The 16,550-nt window shown below is 70.9% G+C and carries 9 protein-coding genes; 1 reads left to right on the plus strand and 8 read right to left on the minus strand.

Going from position 1 to position 16,550, the window contains the following annotated elements; translation table 11 throughout:
* Positions 1–64: 64 nt before the first annotated feature.
* The 8 genes from tssA to WME83_RS30695 all read right to left on the minus strand — a co-directional run bounded on the left by tssA (position 65) and on the right by WME83_RS30695 (position 14,969).
* Positions 65–1,744, minus strand: coding sequence for a type VI secretion system protein TssA (tssA, locus tag WME83_RS30660; protein WP_437313252.1), 1,680 nt, complete (start codon positions 1,742–1,744; stop codon positions 65–67).
* Between the two features lie 119 nt (positions 1,745–1,863).
* A complete protein-coding gene (gene tagF / locus WME83_RS30665) occupies positions 1,864–2,883 on the minus strand; it encodes a type VI secretion system-associated protein TagF (protein ID WP_437313253.1) in 1,020 nt (339 codons plus the stop codon).
* 674 nt (positions 2,884–3,557) lie between these two features.
* Positions 3,558–7,274, minus strand: coding sequence for a type VI secretion system membrane subunit TssM (gene tssM / locus WME83_RS30670; RefSeq protein ID WP_437313254.1), 3,717 nt, complete (start codon positions 7,272–7,274; stop codon positions 3,558–3,560).
* A gap of 42 nt (positions 7,275–7,316) precedes the next feature.
* Positions 7,317–7,994: a DotU family type IV/VI secretion system protein gene (locus WME83_RS30675; RefSeq protein WP_437313255.1), complete on the minus strand. Its 678-nt coding sequence runs from the start codon at positions 7,992–7,994 to the stop codon at positions 7,317–7,319.
* 34 nt (positions 7,995–8,028) lie between these two features.
* Complete coding sequence (gene tssK, locus WME83_RS30680) at positions 8,029–9,390, minus strand: type VI secretion system baseplate subunit TssK (RefSeq protein ID WP_437313256.1); 1,362 nt, start codon at positions 9,388–9,390, stop codon at positions 8,029–8,031.
* Positions 9,391–9,547: 157 nt separating this feature from the next.
* Entirely contained in the window at positions 9,548–10,309 is a 762-nt protein-coding gene (gene tssJ, locus WME83_RS30685) for a type VI secretion system lipoprotein TssJ (RefSeq protein ID WP_437313257.1), read from the minus strand.
* A 63-nt stretch (positions 10,310–10,372) separates the two neighbouring features.
* On the minus strand, positions 10,373–13,072 hold the full coding sequence (gene tssH, locus WME83_RS30690; protein ID WP_437313258.1) for a type VI secretion system ATPase TssH: 2,700 nt from the start codon (positions 13,070–13,072) through the stop codon (positions 10,373–10,375).
* A gap of 37 nt (positions 13,073–13,109) precedes the next feature.
* Positions 13,110–14,969, minus strand: coding sequence for a transglycosylase SLT domain-containing protein (locus tag WME83_RS30695; protein WP_437313259.1), 1,860 nt, complete (start codon positions 14,967–14,969; stop codon positions 13,110–13,112).
* Positions 14,970–15,161: 192 nt separating this feature from the next.
* On the opposite strand from WME83_RS30695, the gene WME83_RS30700 reads away from it, so the two are divergent.
* Entirely contained in the window at positions 15,162–16,454 is a 1,293-nt protein-coding gene (locus tag WME83_RS30700) for a type VI secretion system-associated FHA domain protein (protein WP_437313260.1), read from the plus strand.
* The last annotated feature ends 96 nt before the right edge of the window (positions 16,455–16,550 follow it).

Here is a 16,550-nt window from a genome sequence, read left to right on the forward strand (position 1 = left end):
GCATCCGCCTTCTCATCGTCCTCGGCCGCCCCCTCGTCCCCGCCTCGCCCCCCCGTCAGGCCCCTCAGACCCCCAGCGAAAGTTTCAGGGCGAGCGCAGCGTCGAGCTGGCAGACGCGCTCGAAGCAGAGCACCTCCTTCGCCCTGGCCTCGGGGGTGGCGTCGTCGCGCTCGTTCAGGGCCCGGTAGCATGTGTGGAGCGCGGCGTAGAGCTCCGCGCAGAGCTCCGGCTGCCAGGTGGTGAGTCGGTGGTGCTCGACGATGTGCTCCAGCGCCTCGAGCTGCGCGCGCGCCACGAGGAACTGGGACAGATCGATGTTGATCTGCGCCATCGCGAGCCGCACGCGGAAGCGGTCCAGCGCCGACGGAGCGGCCGCCGCCGCCTTCTCGAGGAGGACCATCGCGTCGACGGGCTGCTCGTTCGCGACGAGCCCGCGGGCCTCGGAGAGCGGCTTGTCGAGGTAGCTCCGCGGCCGCGCGGGGGCGCCGGCGCCCCCCGAGCCGAAGGCGGCCGCCACGTCGTTCGAGAGCCAGGTCTGCGTCTCGGGGTCCGCGAACGGCGTGCCGTCGTTGAACTTCAGCGTCGCCAGGAGCGGCGCGCGGAGCATGAGGACGCCCATCTCGACGATCACGGCCCGCCGGGCCTCGGCGTAATCGTCGCCGAGCTGCTCGAGCGCGTTCGCCGCGTACCGGTGCGGATCGAGCCAGAGGGGGTAGGTCTGCGCGTACTCGTCGACGAGCGGCAGGATGTCGGCGAACGCCCTCTGGCTCGTCAGCGCCGGGAGCGCCCGCTGCACGTGATCGGGCGGCGGCGGGAGCCCCGTGGTGCTGTTCGGGGATCCGGCCCCCGGGTCGTCGAGGATGTCGATCCAGAGCCCGATGCGGAGGACGCGGTACGCGGCCGCGCGCTTCGGGTTCGTCGCCCGGAGCGCGTCGCCCGCGCGCGCGATGAGGGGCGCGCAGCGGCCGAGGACGGTGAGCGCGGAGTCCTCGTCGACGATCGCCTCCAGGCTGAGCCCCGGGCTGCTCGTGACGACGACCTGCTGCGGCGGCGGAGGCGCCGGCGGCGGGGTGACGATCACCGGGGTGGCCGCCGGCGCCTGGACGATCGCCGCCTCGGCCGCCTTCGGCGGCGGCGGGGGCGGCGGCGGCGGAGGCGGCGGGGGCGGCGGCGCCTCGGCCGGGAGGCCCGCGACGAGGCTGCGGACCGCGCTCCGGAGCTGGCCGAAGCCGCCGTAGGCGTCGCCGAGCCGGTTGCCGAGGTCGGCGTCGAGGGCGCGGCTCACCTGGTCGATGGCGTTCACCACGTCGCGCTCCGCGGCGGAGGGCGTCACGCCGGCGAGCGACGAGGCCGCGATGTCGCCGAACCAGGCGCACAGGTTGCCGCGCGCCTTGGGCCGCCGGAGCGCCGGGTACATCGTGTCCCAGAACGCGTTGTTCAGCTCCTGCACGAGCACGAGCCCGTCGAGCAGGCCGGGGAGCCTGTCGAGCTGCGCCTTCGCCGCGGCGTAGTAGAGCGCGACGCGGAAGTCCTTGGACTTCTCGCTCAGGAGCTCGTCGGCGCCGGTCGCGATGCGGGACCAGTCGACCTTGCCGCCCGCGAGCGACTGCAGCTTATCGACCTCGTTCTTGAGGGCCTCGAACGCCTCGTCGTAGGTGACGTCGGCGCCGACGCCGCCGTCGATGGGGGCGAACAGCGTCTCGATCCGCGCTTTGGATTTCTGGATGGCGTCTTCAGCGGCCATGGGGCGCGAAGGATATCAAGACGTCCCGAGCGTGGACGGCGAATCGGAGGGCATCGATGGCGGCGCGCCGGAGCGGCGGCGCATGCGGCGGATCGGGGGTCGTGGGCTCGGGCACGGGCTCAGCCGAGGGCCTCGAGGAAGCTGTCGAGCGACAGGTCGGTCCGGGCGACGAGGGCGTCGAGCTCCGGCCCGAGCGCGTGTCGGGAAACGTGCTCTTCGACCGGCGGGGGTCCGCAGAGGTCGGCGATGTGCTCGGCCTGGGTGGTGGGGGCGATCATCTCGCGGAACGAGCCCACGTGGGGCGGGCCGAGGTGGAGGAGCAGGGTGCGCTGGGGCGTCCAGAACGCGTTCATCAGCGTGCGTCCCCATTTCGACAGGCGGAGGGTCATGTCCATCCACACGGCGGCGGCGTAGGCGTCGCCGGCGCCGAGCGGCAGCCGGAGCGCGAGCCCTGTCTTGGGGAGCTCCTGGCCGCGGAACGGCATCACCGAGTCGAGGATGTTCTGCAGCACCCAGAAGCGGCTCGCGTCGGTGCCGAAGCCTGCGTCCCAGAGCGCCTTCATCGGCTGGGTCTTGAGCCAGGCGCGGTAGGCGGCGTTCGACGCGTCCGGGTCGTCGAGCGAGGGCGGCGCGATCTGGGAGACGCGGTGGAGGAAGGCGTCGACGGGCATGGACCGGCCGTTCGTCGCGGCGTCGTGGGCGGCGGCGAGGAGCGGGAACAGGGTGATGGGGAGCGACGGCCCTGCGGCGAGGAGCTGGTCGTAGTCGTACGAGCCGAACACGACGATCGGGTACAGCCGGCCGGCGTTGTCGCCGCTCGCGGCCCATGCGCCCACGAGCCCGCGGGCGGGCGGCTCGTCGCCCTTCGGGTCGCCGTGGAACACGAAGAGGCCCAGCGATGGCTGGTAATACGCATCGAAATGGGGGCCCATGGCGCGCCGGGCGAAGTCGATGGATGCGCCCAGCCATCGGTCGAAGGCGGCGAGCTCTTCGCCTCCTGCGTTCAGCCGGATGAAGTCGCCCGTGGCGGGCAGCTTGCCGAAGCAGCCGACCTGCGGCGGAGCGGCAGGGCCCTTCTTGCGGCGCCAGAACATGACGGCCTGGGAGTGAACCACGAACTGCTCACCGAGCGCTACCACCTTCCCGGTTGCTCGTGGTCGCAGCGGGAGCGTGCGGGGAGGGGGCCGTGCGCGCGGGGGGCGGCGGGGCCCCCTCCCGCGAGCTCGCGATTGCGGCGGGAGCGTGCGGGGAGGGGGCCGTGCGCGCGGGGGGCGGCGGGGCCCCCTCCCGCGAACTCGCGCCTTGTGGTGGCAATTGCCACATGCGCGGACCCGCCGAGATCACGAGCGACTCGCTTCGCCGCGGGCCGGCGCTCGGATTCGCGGGGCCCTACCCCGCCGCCCCCCGCGCGCACGGCCCCCTCCCCGCACGCTCCGTTCCGGCCGGCAGGCTCAGGACGATCGCCTCAGGCTCCGCGCCGGCAGTCGCCGCCCCCGCGGCAATCGAGGCCCGCAGCAATCATGGCGACGGCGATCGCCTATCCCCCGGCATCGCGGCTCATCCGCGGCGATCGCGGCCCCCCCTTTTCTCTCCCCCGTCACAAAGAGCCGGCGGGGGAGGGGGTGTCGTGCGGGGGGCCGGCGGGGGAGGGCCCCGCGAATCCGAGCGCCGGCCCGCATCGCAGCGTCCACCTCATAGCTCAGCTCTCCCGTTCCCACGGCCATAGCCACCAAAAGGCGCGAGTTCGCGGGAGGGGCCCCCGCCGGCCCCCCGCACGACACCCCCTCCCCCGCCGGCTCCGTTGCTGTCCGGATCACCCTTTGCCGAAGCGATCACCGATGCTGGGCGGGCAGTTGGTCGCCCGGAAGAAGCTCGCCGGGAACGGATGGTTCCCGCGGGTCGGCCGGATCTCCATGGTGACGGTCACTGGCGGGGCGGTCATCTGCCAGGTCACCGTGAAGAGCGCGTCGTTGTCTTTCTGGGCGGTCGTGGTCCCGGCCTCGAACAGCCGGAAGATCCCCCAGGGCCCTTCGCGCACGAGCTCTTCGTCGAGCCCGCCCGCGCCGCGCACCTGGATCCTCGCGCCCTTCGCGCCCTCTCCGGGCCAGTTGAAGGTGTGCCAGAACTCCTTCTCGTTGCGATAGAGCCTCTTCTGGCCGTCGACCTCGAAGATCACCTCGCTCACGATGGGGCTGACCGTCTTCATGTTGATGTGGAAGACGACCTTGGGCCCCTCGGCGCCGCCGCCCCCGAAGAGCGCGTCGGTGATCTCGTCCGAGCGCCTCAGGCAGTTGTACAGGTTCGCGTTGAACGGCGTGAACGGCTTCGCCGCTTGCGGCTGCCCCGACAGGTGCGACTTCGGGAAGTACTCGTGCCCGACCTGGTAGTGGAAGCCCTTCAGGTACGTCTCGTAGAAGCCCCAGAGCACGCCGTCCTTCGGCTTGAAGAAGGCCATCGCGTCCTCGAGCGAGGCGTCGCGGGAGGAGGCGAGGTTGAAGGGGTACCGGTCCTTGATCTTGTCGCGGTAGTGCGGCCAGACCTCGACCTCCCAGATGCCGCTCGCCGCGCCGCCGGCGCGCCGCACGACCGCCTTGTACGCCTGCCGGAGGGGGTTCATGAGGAGCGGCTCCATCAGCCGCTGCCCGGTCTGGTCCATCGAGAGCAGGAGCGTCTGGGTCTCTTTCACCGCGTCCTGGAACGCCTCCGTCGCCCTCGAGGTGTCCGTGTCGGGCGGCCCGTCCTCGACGACGCTCATCTCCCCGGCGAGCCGCTCGAGGTGGCCGACGTACTGGCCCAGCTTGGGCGGGGGCGGCGGGGGCTGCCCTTCCTCCGCCGGCGCCGCCGGCACCCCGAAGCCCGCCATCGACTCGAACTTGTCGGGCACCGGGTCGTAGTGCTCGCGCCCGCCCTGCCCCTGGAGCATCGAGCCGATCTGCACGTTCGTCCGCCGCTCGACCCGCTGCGCGATCATGTCCTTGGCCCTGTCGATGATGCCGCCGTCCGCCGTCAGCACGTTCGGCTTCTCCACCGGGAACTGCGTCTCGTCGTGGAGCCGCTGGAGCAGCCGCCGGTAGGGCCAGTCGGGCGTGGAGAGGACCCGGAACTCGTGGATCGCGTCCCGGTTCGTCTTCGGGATGTCGACCTGGATGTCGCGGAAGAACGCCTCCCACTGCGCGATGTACGCGTTGTCGTAGTCCTGCCGGACGCGGTCGAGCTCCTTCTGGATCTGGTCGCCGCTCCGCTTCTCGTCGTTCGACAGCGGGAGCACCCAGAGCTCGCGCTCGAGCTTCTTCCTCCCCTCCTTGAGCGACTCGAGCACCTGCGCGTGCCCCTTGGCCGTGTAGGGCCCCTCCACCTTGAACCAGGGCCCGCCCCGGTTCTTCTGCGCGCTGTGGATGACGGTCAGCACCTCGGGCCGGTCCGCGAACATCTCGTCCAGGGACACCGGCGGGTACTTCAGGTTCTCCGGCGTGTTCGGCCCCGACTCGTCGTACTTCTGGTCGATCAGGCTCGTCACGAACTGGTCGTAGTAGCGCTTCGTCGGGTCGACCCGCAGGAGATCGGCCCGCGCCCTCGCGACGAGCGGATCGTTCAGCTCCTCGGCCTCGAGCTTGTTGCGCCGCACGAGGTCGATGTAATAGGCGACGTGCGGCGTGAGCCGCTCCTTGAGGTCACTCTCGGGCATGTCGGTGAACGGCTTCAGGATGTCGGCCCAGACCTGGACGAGCCGGCCGGTCTGCCACCGCGCCGCCTGCTCATCCATGTGGTCCTGATAGCCCTTGCCGAGCAGGAGGTAGCTGCGCAGGGCGTTGTAGCCGTCCAGGAACTCCCCGTCGCGCACCCGCTCGAGCTTCGCCTCGAGCTGCGCCTTCGCCGGGCCGACGAACCCTTGCTTCAGGCTCTTGATGTACTGCCCCATCGTCGGGGGGAAGAGCTTGTCCCCCTGGAACATGAACCAGCCGTGGTCGAGGGGCGTGTTCTCGACGTACTGATCGAGCTTCCCCACGTGCCCCTGCAGCCGGTCGAGCTTGTCGATGTTCGCGGGCACGTTCGGCGGGGCGCCGCTCCGCCCGGACCAGTCCACGAACGCGATCTCGTCCGAGATGCGCCTCGTCTCGGCGACGAGCGCCTTGTTGTTGAAGTACGAGATCACCGCCGGGAGCAGGAACAGGAGGGCGACGAACGCCGCCGCCGCCGCCACGAGGATCCGCTGCAAGCGGCGCCGCCGGAGCTCGGCCTCGCTGCGCGCCGCGAGATCCTGATCGGGGAAGACGACGTTCGTGAAGACGTCGTGCAGGAAGAAGCTCTTCGACTCCTTCGGGAGCGCCGCCTCCTCCTCGCCCTCGCCGAGCGCCGCGCGCAGCCCGAACGCCCGCCCCATCGCCCCGACCACGCGATCGAGCGGCCGCCCCTCCTGGACGCCGCTCGTGAAGTAGAACCCGCGCAGGATCGGCGTGGGGGCCGCGCCGGCCCCGGGCGCGAACGCCGCCGCGATGAAGTCCGAGAGGTTGCGCTTCACCGCCGCGAACTCGAGCGGGAACTGGTAGGCCCTCTCCTTCACGTCGCGGCTCCGCTCGCCGATGAGCCGCTTCGTCAGCCGCGCGTGGAGCCGCTCGATGAGCACGTCGAACTCGCGATCGAAGATCTTGCCGGGCTCGGACTTGCCCTCGTCGAGGCGCACGGTGGCGCCCCAGGCCTGGGCGCGCTCGCTCTTCTTCAGGTCGCCGAAGTACTCGGTGAAGCCCGCCACGAGGTCGGTCTTCGTGAAGAGCACGTAGACCGGCAGGATCATGTGCAGCGTCCGCTGCATCTCGTCGATGCGCGCGCGGATCTTCTTGCCGGTCTGGTCGATCTGGTCGTCGCTCGCGTCGAGCAGCTCGCTCATGCTCACCGCGACGATGACGCCGTTGAGCGGCTTGTGCTCGCGGTACTGGAGCAGGAGCTCGAGGAACGCCATCCACTCGTCGTGGTCGTCGCTCTCGGTCGTGTACCGGCCGGCGGTGTCGAGGAGGATCGCCTCGTTCGTGAACCACCACTCGCAGTTCCGGGTGCCGCCGACGCCGCGCACGCCGGTGCGCTCCGGGTCGATGTACGGGAACACGAGCCCCGAGTGGCGGAGCGCGGTGGTCTTGCCGGCGCCGGGCGGGCCGACCATCACGTACCAGGGCAGGACGTACAGCGCGTCGGCGCCCCGCCGGCCGCCGCCGAGCTTCGAGGCCTTCAGCGCGGCGATGCCCTCCTGCATCTGCCGGCTCAGCTCCTGGATCTCCGCGCGCCGCTCCGGCTTCGCGTTGATCACCTGCTCCTGCGCCTGCTGCGCGATCGCCTTCTCGAGCGCCCGCGCGGCGCGCGCCGCCCGGATCCGCCGGTAGACCGCGAGCCCCGCCAGCAGCAAGAGGACGGCCGCCGTCGCCGCGATCGGGATCTCGATCGGCAGCACCTCGGCCCCCTCCCCTCCCGCGGGGCGCAGCATGAACCATACTCCCCACACGGCGGCGAGGAACAGGGCGCTCAGGATCCACAGCCACATCGGAAGTCTCCCTCGGGAACAACAGAGGACGGGCGGAGTCGCCTAGGTCCCTGTGCTGATCAGCTTCTTGATCTGGTCGGCCACGCCCTCCGCGTCCGAGGCCACGACGAGCCGGAGCACGATGACCACGAGGACGGCCAGCACGAGCAGGCCGAGCGCGATCGCCAGGTAGGGCAGCTCGCGGCGCACCGCGCCGGCGCCCCCGTCCTTGCGCTCCGCGTTCGGCGCGAGGGCGTCCCCGCCGCCCTCGGCGACGGCGACGTAGTTGCCCACACCCTCGATGACCGCACCGAGGCCCTCCTGCTGCCGGAGACGATATTTCCCCTGGAAGCCGAGGGCCAAGCACAGGAAGTAGATTTGCGCGACGTGGTTTCTGCCGCGCTGGCCGTAGAGGTTGTCGAGGTTCGTGAAGAACCCGTCGCCGGCCGTGTTCAGCTGGAAGAACTGGAACTGCAGCGGGTTCTGGAGCCACTGCGTCCTGCCGGGCCAGTTCGAGTTGAAGATCACCTCGTCGGCGAAGGCCGCGAGCGCGAACTTCGCGTCGATCATGTCCTGCTCGGGGATGCGGGCCTCCCGCCCGTTCTGCATCATCGTGTCGAACAGGCCGAGGACGCGCCGCTGGAGGATGTCGGGCGCCGGCAGGTCGCGCGAGTTCCTGAGCTGCAGGATCAGCGACAGCACGTCGGAGCAAACAAAGTACATCGTCTGCGAGAGGCTCATGGGCTCCTCACCCGGATGGGGCGGCCAGGCACGATCACTTCCCCGTCGGGACCCCGATCAGCCGGAGGTCGACCTTCTGCGGTTCGATGGGCTGGTAGATGGCGATCGTGCCAGAGCCGAGGATGTCGTTCCAGTAATCGCCGGACTGGTTGACGCGGAGGTAGACGAGCCCCGGCTTGACCGGGATCGCGCCCGGCGGCCGGTACTCGATGGCGACGTTCACGCCGGGCGTCGCGGAGTGCAGGATGTGCCCGATCTGCGTCCACGAGCCGATCTTGAGCAGACGCGGGAGCCGCTCGCGCAGCGTGGCCTCGTCCGTGCCCTTCGCCTCGAGGAACATCTCGTGGGTGCGCGGCAGCTTCGGGTCATCGAACCTGCCGAGGTACATGCCGTCCTCGCGCTTCTCGAGCGGCACGATGACGAACTGGTCCGTGACGACCCCGCTGATGAGCGCGACCGCCCGGTCGAACATCGGGGTGAGGACGCCCTCGAGCTCGAGGTAGTTGAACTTGGGGATCGTCGTCGGATCGCTGTCCGACGCCGAGAAGGTGCAGAGCTCGCCGATGAGCGAGCCGATGACGACGAAGCACTGCTCCGGGTGCGCGCGGCCGTGGTCGACGAGGTGCGACACGACCGGGATGTACGAGTTCAGGGTGTGGAGCAGCCAGAACTTCGTGAGGTCGGAGGCCTGGAAGTCGACCGAGGCCGCGGTGCGCATGCGCCGCCCCTCGACGAGCGACTTCTGCTTGCCGACCAGCGCCGACAGCACCCGCCGGAGGCCGGACATGATGTGGTCGGACGAGTTGATGCGGAGGACCGACGGGATGAAGCTCTTCCGGAGGACGATCGCGCCGGAGCGGTCGCGGGTGAGCTGCGCGATCCGCACGGTCTGGTAGGCGTCGCGCGGCTCGGTGCCGAAGATGAGCCGCAGGTTGGTGCGGGCCCAGGTGACCGACGTGTCGTTGCGCCCGGAGTTCACGTCCGGGACCGTCGCCTGGGACGCCACGAACCGCTGGGCCGGCCCCGCCTTCGCCGGGTCGAGACTGATGTTCGCCGCGGTCTCGCGCAGGTTCGGGATGCCGAGGTAGACGTCGAGATCCTGCAGCGCGGCGGGGAAGACGCCCTCGAGCGGCCGCGCCTCGACCTGGTCCTCGCCGCGATCGCCGATGAAGAACGGCGTCCCGTCGGGGAAGACGCCGTGGCACTTGACCACCTTGAACTGCCCGGCCGAGAGCGCTCGCTCGTCGAACTGCGCGGACGTGATGCCCCAGTCGTAGCCCACGACCGCGTGGAGGCGCGCGTGGAGCAGCGTCTCGTGGTAGACGTCCGACTGCTGCAGATGCTGAGGGGTCATGAAGAGCCCCTCGGTCCAGACAGGCTTACGCGGGTGGATCATGTCGCCCGTCCAGTCTTATCAGATGTGCCGCGCAGCGCGGCGCGAAAGCTGGCCGCGCGCGGGGCGCCTCGATGCCCGGCGGGGCGCGTAGCGCCGCTCGCCGCTCCCGCGAGCGATCGAGCACCGCATCGAGGACGACCGGGGCGCACCATGGCCGCTACCTCCTCGGCGCGGACGGCGCCTCCGGCGCGGCCGCCTTCTTCGGCAGGTTGAGCCGCCGGACGGCGGTCGCGTTGGGGAACATCGACTCGTCCATCTCGACCCCGTTGTCGATCTTCGTCGAGTCGATGAAGAACGCGACCCGCGGGTCGGACACGGGCGGCCCCGCGTCGCTCTCGCGCCCGCCGCACTGGGCCTCTCCGGGCGGCAGCGGGAACTCGTAGAACGTCTTCCAGCTGCTCCCCTTCGGGCTGTGGAACAGGGCGGCGCCGACGAGGTGGCTCGCGTCCGGCAGGCGCTCGAACTTCACCTCGACGAGGTCGTTCGGGAAGACCTCGACCTCGTCGACCTTGGCGAGGTCGTCCTCGAGCGTCTCCTTGTCCCGGAGCAGGATCTGATCGTACGTCGCGTTCTCCATGCGCGCGCTGCTCTTCAGCTGGTAGAGCCGCACGACGACGGGCCGCGGGTTGCCGTTCTCGTTGGGGTTGATGTTGTCGGACGCGTAGATCGACAGCGTCACGATCTGGACGTCGCACGGCTCGGGGGCGGCGGGCGGCGGCGCGGGGGACGTGCAGCCCGCGACCGCGGCGGGCAGCGCGGCGGCGGCGAGCGTCGCCGCCGCGACCAGAGCGGCGACCTTCCCCGGGGCCGCCCCGCGCCGAGGCGCCGGCCTGCGCGGCGGGCCCTCCCCCGCGGGGGAGGGCGAACGCGGCTCCCCGAGCCACATCGAACGCTGTAGGAGCTTGGCGAACGCGACCATGCTCCGCCCAATTTATGCGGAGTCTCACGGCCCGTACAACTTTCGGTGCGCCGGCGCGGTCGATTAGTCCGAGAACGAGACGGTGAAGTTCTTCTCGGCGTCGACCCCGATCTGGAGCCGCTTCGGGAGCGGGCCCTCCGCCATCTTCTCGAGGACGGCGACCGAGAGCTGCGGCAGGAGCGACGCCCGGAGGATGTGATCGATGTTGCGCGCGCCCGTGTCGACCTCGGTGCAGCGCGCGGCGATCGTGTCGACGAGCGCGTCCGAGTACGACGCCTCGATCCGCTGGCTCTTGCGCAGGCGATCGACGAGCGCGTCCAGCTTGAGCCGCGTGATCTCGCCGAGCGCGTCGGGCGAGATCGGCAGGTACGGCACCGTCGTCATGCGGGCGAGCAGCGCCGGCTTGAAGTGCGCCGAGAGCGTCGGCTTGATCGCCTCGACCACCTCCTTGATGAACTCGCCGTCGGCGTCGAGCCGCCGCGCCGGGTCCTCTTCCCGCGCGGCGATCGTCATGTTCGTGATCTTGTCGGTCGCGAGGTTGCTCGTCAGGATGATGACCGTGTTCTTGAAGTCGACGAGCCGCCCCTCGCCGTCGCTCAGCATGCCCTTGTCGAACACCTGGTAGAACAGGTTCAGCACGTCGGGATCGGCCTTCTCGACCTCGTCGAGGAGCACGACCGTGTAGGGCCGCTGGCGCACGGCCTCGGTGAGCATGCCGCCCTCGCCGTAGCCGACGTAGCCCGGCGGCGAGCCGATGAGCCGGGAGACCGTGTGCTTCTCCTGGAACTCGGACATGTTGATGACGGTCATCATCCGCTCGCCGCCGAACATGAGGTCGGCGATGCCGAGCGCGGTCTCCGTCTTGCCGACGCCGCTCGGCCCGACGAGCAGGAACACGCCCTGCGGCGTGCTCAGCGGCTTCAGGCCCGCGCGCGCGCTCCGGAGCTCCTTCGAGATGGTCACGATGCCGTGCGTCTGCCCCTTGATCCGCCGGGTCAGCCGGTCCTCCATCTCGAGGAGCGCCTTCACGTCGTCCTGGACCATCTTGCCGACGGGGATGCCCGTCCACGCCGCCACGACGCTCGCCACCATGGCCTCGTCGACGTCCGGCCGGATCAGCGGCACCTCGCCCTGGCTCTGCTTGAGCTCGTCGAGGGCCTTCACGACCTCGCGGCGGGCGGCGTCGCGGTCCTCGTTCGACTTCGCCTCGTCCATCTTCTTGCGGGCGTCGATGACCTTCTGCGTGCCGGCCGTCTCCTTCGCGTAGGCGGCGCGCACCTCCTCGAGCTCGGCCTTCGCCTTGGCGAGCCGGGCCTTGAGCTCGGCGACCCGCTCGGCGTCGATGTGCACGCCCTTGTCCCGATCGCGCTCGAGCGCCTTGAGCTCGGTCTCGGTGTTCACGATGAGGATCTCGGCGTCCTCCACCGCGGCGGGGCGCTGCTGCAGCGCGACCTTCACCCGCGCCGCGCACGTGTCGAGCAGGTCGACCGCCTTGTCCGGCAGCTGCCTGCCGGTCAGGTAGCGCGCCGAGAGCCGCACCGCGGCGGTCACCGCCTCGTCCTGGATGATGACGTTGTGGGCCTGCTCGAACTTCGGCCGGAGCCCGCGGAGCATCACGACGGCGGCCGGCTCGCTCGGCTCGTCGACCTTGACGGGCTGGAAGCGCCGCTCCAGCGCCGCGTCCTTCTCGAAGTACTTCTTGTACTCGCTCCACGTCGTGGCCGCGATCGTCCGGAGCTCGCCGCGGGCGAGCGCCGGCTTGAGCAGGTTGGCCGCGTCGCCGCCGCCCTGCTGGCCGCCCGCGCCGATGAGCGTGTGCGCCTCGTCGATGAAGAGGATGATCGGCTTCGGCGACCCCTTCACCTCGGCGATCACCTGCTTCATGCGGTTCTCGAACTCGCCCTTCACGCCGGCGCCCGCCTGGAGCAGGCCCATGTCGAGCCCGAGGATGTCGACCCCTTGCAGGAGCGGCGGCACCTTCGGGTTCTCCGGCGTGCTCTCGACGATGAGCAGCGCGAGCCCCTCGACGAGCGCCGTCTTGCCGACGCCCGCGTCGCCGACGATGATCGGGTTATTCTTGCGGCGCCGCGCGAGGATGTCGATGACCTGCCGGATCTCCCGCTCGCGGCCGAAGATCGGATCGATCTGCCCCGCGCGCGCCTTGCCGGTGTAGTCGACGCAGAACTTCGCCAGCGCCGAGTCGGGCCCGGCGCTCGCCATGCCGGCCGGCAGCTTCCCCGCCCCGGGCGCGCCCGCGGACGCCGCGGCGGCCTCGGCCTCCTCCTTCGAGCCGGAGACAATCTTGGAGAGATTGGTCTTGAGATCGTCTTTCGAGATGCCCTCGAGGTAAGCGCCGATGCCGCTCACCGAGTACCGGGTCGGCTGCTGGACGAGGCGCTGGAAGAGCACGCCGCTCCGCACCCGCTGGTAGCCATACTCCATGGATCCGACGAGATAGGCGTCCTGCATCCACTCGAGCATCGTCGGAGAGAGCACCGGCCTGCCGGCGTTGCCCTTCCTCAGCTCCTCCAGGCTGCGCTGGAGCGCGGCGCGGAGGTGCGACGGGTCGAGATCATAGTGGGATACGAGAAACGCGATGTCGGAGTTCGCGTCGTCGAGCAGCGCGAGGAGCAGGTGCTCGAGCGTGACCTCGTAGTGGCGCGCGTTGACACACTGGCCAATCGCCGCCTCGAGGGCTGAAGTGCAGTTCTTGGTGAGTCGCTTGACGATGGCCTTGGTGTCGACGAGCTGCATGCGAGGCATGCTAACCGAGGCGCGCCCTCGTCCGAAAGCGCCGTCGTCAGCCGCGCCCCTTGGGCTTCTTCTCCGCGGCCTCCGGGGCGCGGCCCTCGCCCCCGCCGGCCTCTCCGCGCTCCCGCGCGGGCGGCCTCGCCCCGCCGCGGGCCGCCTCGACGCGCGGCGCGGCGCCGCGCGACGCCGCCGCCCCGTCTTGGGCCCTCTCGTCCTTCGCCTGCGCGACGGCCGCCTCGCTCGAGGCGACGCGGTCCACCTTGTCGGGCCGTACCCGCAGCTTCAGCAGGGCGCCGACGCGGAGCTTCTGGTCCGCGTCAATCCCGTTATCGCGCGCGACGTCCTCGACGTCGATGACGAACTGCCGCGCCACGCCGATCAGCGTATCGCCGGGCCCGACGCGGTAGAGCATCACCTCGCGCGCAGGTCGCCCCGCGCGCGCGGCCCGCGATCGCGCCGGGGCGTACGCCGCGTCGTCGTCGTCGGAGGGGCTCTCCGGGCCGTCGTCGAGTGCGGCCACCGGATCGCGCATCGAGCGCCGCTTGCCGCTCGAGGGCCGGTCGTCGTCGTCCGCCGGGTCCGCCGCCCGCCGCCGCGCGGGCTTCGGGAGCAGCGAGAGCAGGCTCTCGTCGTCGAGGCTCCTCCGCCGCGGCGCGAAGTCGCGCCCGCCGAGCAGGTCGACCGGATCGAGGACCGACGCGTCGTCCGTGGCGAGCTGCTCCGCGGAGAGCATCGCGGGCAGGGCCGCCTGCGCCCGCGCCAGCGTGTCCGAGGGGATCATCACGATGAAGTCCCCCCGGCCGGGCGGCACGCGGTCGCCGAGGATGTCGGGGTTCAGCGACCGCAGCGTCGACGTCGCGACGCCCGCGGCCTTCGCCAGGGTCTTGAGCGGCGTCCCCGGGGGCGCCGCGATCTCGGCGGCGTCGAGCGGCCGGCTCACCTCGACCTGATCGAACCCGAACCGCTCCAGGTTGTTCGCCACGATCGCCGCCGCCCCGATCTTCGGCACGTAGGCGGCCGTCTCCGAGGGGATCGCCTGCTGGCGCGCCAGCTCGTTGAAGTCGGACGTGCCGTACCGATCGATGCGGTCGAGCAGCTGCTCGTAGCCCATGTTGTAGGCCGCGAGCGCGAGATCCCAGCTCCCGAAGCGCATGTAGAGATCGCGCAGGTGGTGGGCCGCGGCCTGCGTGGCGAGGCGCGGGTTCTTGCGCTGGTCGAGGTGCCGCGTCTGCTGCAGCCCGTACACCTCCCCCGTGGCGGGCATGAACTGCCAGAGCCCGACGGCGCCCGCCGGCGACTTCGCCCGCGGGTCGAAGCCGCTCTCGATCATGGCGACCCAGATGAGATCTTCCGGCAGCCGCCGGTCGCGGAGCTCGGCCTGGACCATCTCCTGGTAGCGCCCGCTCCGCTTCAGCCACGTCTCGAACATCGCCCGGCCGCGGTCGGTCCGCGTGAAGAAGCGGACGTACTTCAGGGTGCGGCGCGACACGGCGAGCCGCAGGTCCGGCAGCTGCAGCTTCGAGAGCGCCTCGGCGCCGGCCGCGTCGAGGTCGTCCACGTCGTCGGCGTAGCTGCCCTCGGCGGAGAACGCGCGCGGCGGCCGCGAGAAGCTCGGCCGATCCACCTCGCAGGACGCGCCCTCCCGCGCGTCGCGCGCCGCGGCGTCGCGCAGCCGGAGCAGCTCCCGCGACTCGCCCCCCGGCGGCAGCGCCGGCGCGTCGACCCCGCGCGCGGGCGGCGCGAACGGCGCCGGCGCGGCGATCACCGGCGCGGCGGCGAGCGCCGCGACCGGCGCCCCGGCCCGCGCTCCGCCCAGCTGGTAGGTCGACACCGCCGACTGGACCGACGAGATCGCCGACTGGGGCGCCGCCATCCCGACCCCGTAGCCAAACGCCAGGGCGGAGACCATGGGAGGGATCTTATGGACGAGGCTCATGTGTGGTTTAAGGTCGCACCATGTAGGCAAACCAGTCAAGAAAGCGACCGGCTTGCTTTCGTCGTGCGCTGCGGGGGGTGGGCGGACCGCGCGTCGGCGGGCTGGCCGGCGCGGAGGGGCGTCAGGCACTCCCGTGCGGCGGAGCGGGTCTGCTACTCTGCACCCATGCCGGCGGCGCTCTCGGCCCGCGTGTCCGACACCCAGGCCAACCAAAGCTTCGAAGCTTCGTTCGAGCGCTTCCCTGTCCGGATCGGCAGGAACCAGCTGAACGACCTGCACATCGACCGGCCGTACATCTCCCAGTTCCACGCGGCGGTGGACGTGCGCGATCGTCGGATCCTCGTCCGCGACCTCGGCTCGACCAACGGGACGATGTTCGGTGGGCACCGGCTGGCGCGCGACACCTCGGTGGACGTGAGCAGCCAGCCGGAGATCACGATCGGCCCGATCCAGATCCGGCTGGCGATCGTCGAGGCGCCGCTGAAGTCGGAGAGCCCGGGCGACGGCACGCTGCTCGGCACGGGCGGCGAGAACCTCTCCGCGCTGCTCCACCCGCAGAAGCGCGCCGCGCCCGGCGGCGAGGACCCGTACCTGCGCCAGGTGGTGCCGTACCTGGAGGCGTACCGGACCGCGTGGGCCGCGGTGTACCGGATGATCTGGGATCACCTCGCGCGCCTCCCGCCCGACGCGCGCCAGAGCTACCTGCGCCGGCTGGGCGAGGAGCACCCGAGCGTGCTCGCGGAGCGGGATTTCCAGAAGATCTCCCAGTACTACGGCGTGGACTACCGCACGCTCGGCGAGCTGGCGCCGGCGAACGCCGCGTTCGCTGCGCTGTCCGAGCTGGCGGGCGCGCTCGCGCCCGGCGCGAAGCCCCCGGACGACGTGGCGGGCATCGTCAACTTCGCGCGGCGGCTCCGCGACACGATGGAGGTCTTCCTGAAGTGCTTCGTGAGCTTGCGCGACGGCTACCAGGAGTTCGAGGCCGAGGTGCTGGCCCGCGATCGCACTGCGGAGACGGACAAGGTCGCGAACGCGAAGGACGCGAAGGAGCTCGGCACGGTCCTGCTCACGCCGGTCGGCGGGCCGGAGGCCGCGCGGCACCTCCACGAGATCTTCGTCGATGTCATGAGCCACCAGATCGCGCTCCTGAACGGCGTGATGGGGGGCGTGAGGTCGCTGCTCGTGAAGCTCGCGCCGAAGACGCTCGAAGAGAAGCTCGAGCGCGAGGGCAAGAAAGGCGGGCTGTTCTCCAGCAAGTACGAGGAGCTCTGGAAGCTCTACGAGCGCCGCCACGGCGACTATTCGGGGGAGGACAAGGAGACGTTTAGGGAAATATTTGGCGAGCAGTTCTCTCGGGCGTACGCTGCGACCGCCGGAGAGGACTACGGGTCATCCGGCGAGTCGGGAGGCAGGAGCATCGTCCGCTTCCCCGTCTCTGGGAATTCGAACAAACGGTAGCGCCCCAAAACGGCGGGGCTTCGCGCGGCGCGCCGCGCCTTGAGCTCGCCGCCCTTCGCCGGTGGCGCGGCCGAACGCGAGGCGCCGTTCATGCGA

It is taken from the genome of Sorangium sp. So ce385 (assembly GCF_051474135.1).
Classification (GTDB): Bacteria; Myxococcota_A; Polyangia; order Polyangiales; family Polyangiaceae; genus Sorangium; species Sorangium cellulosum_D.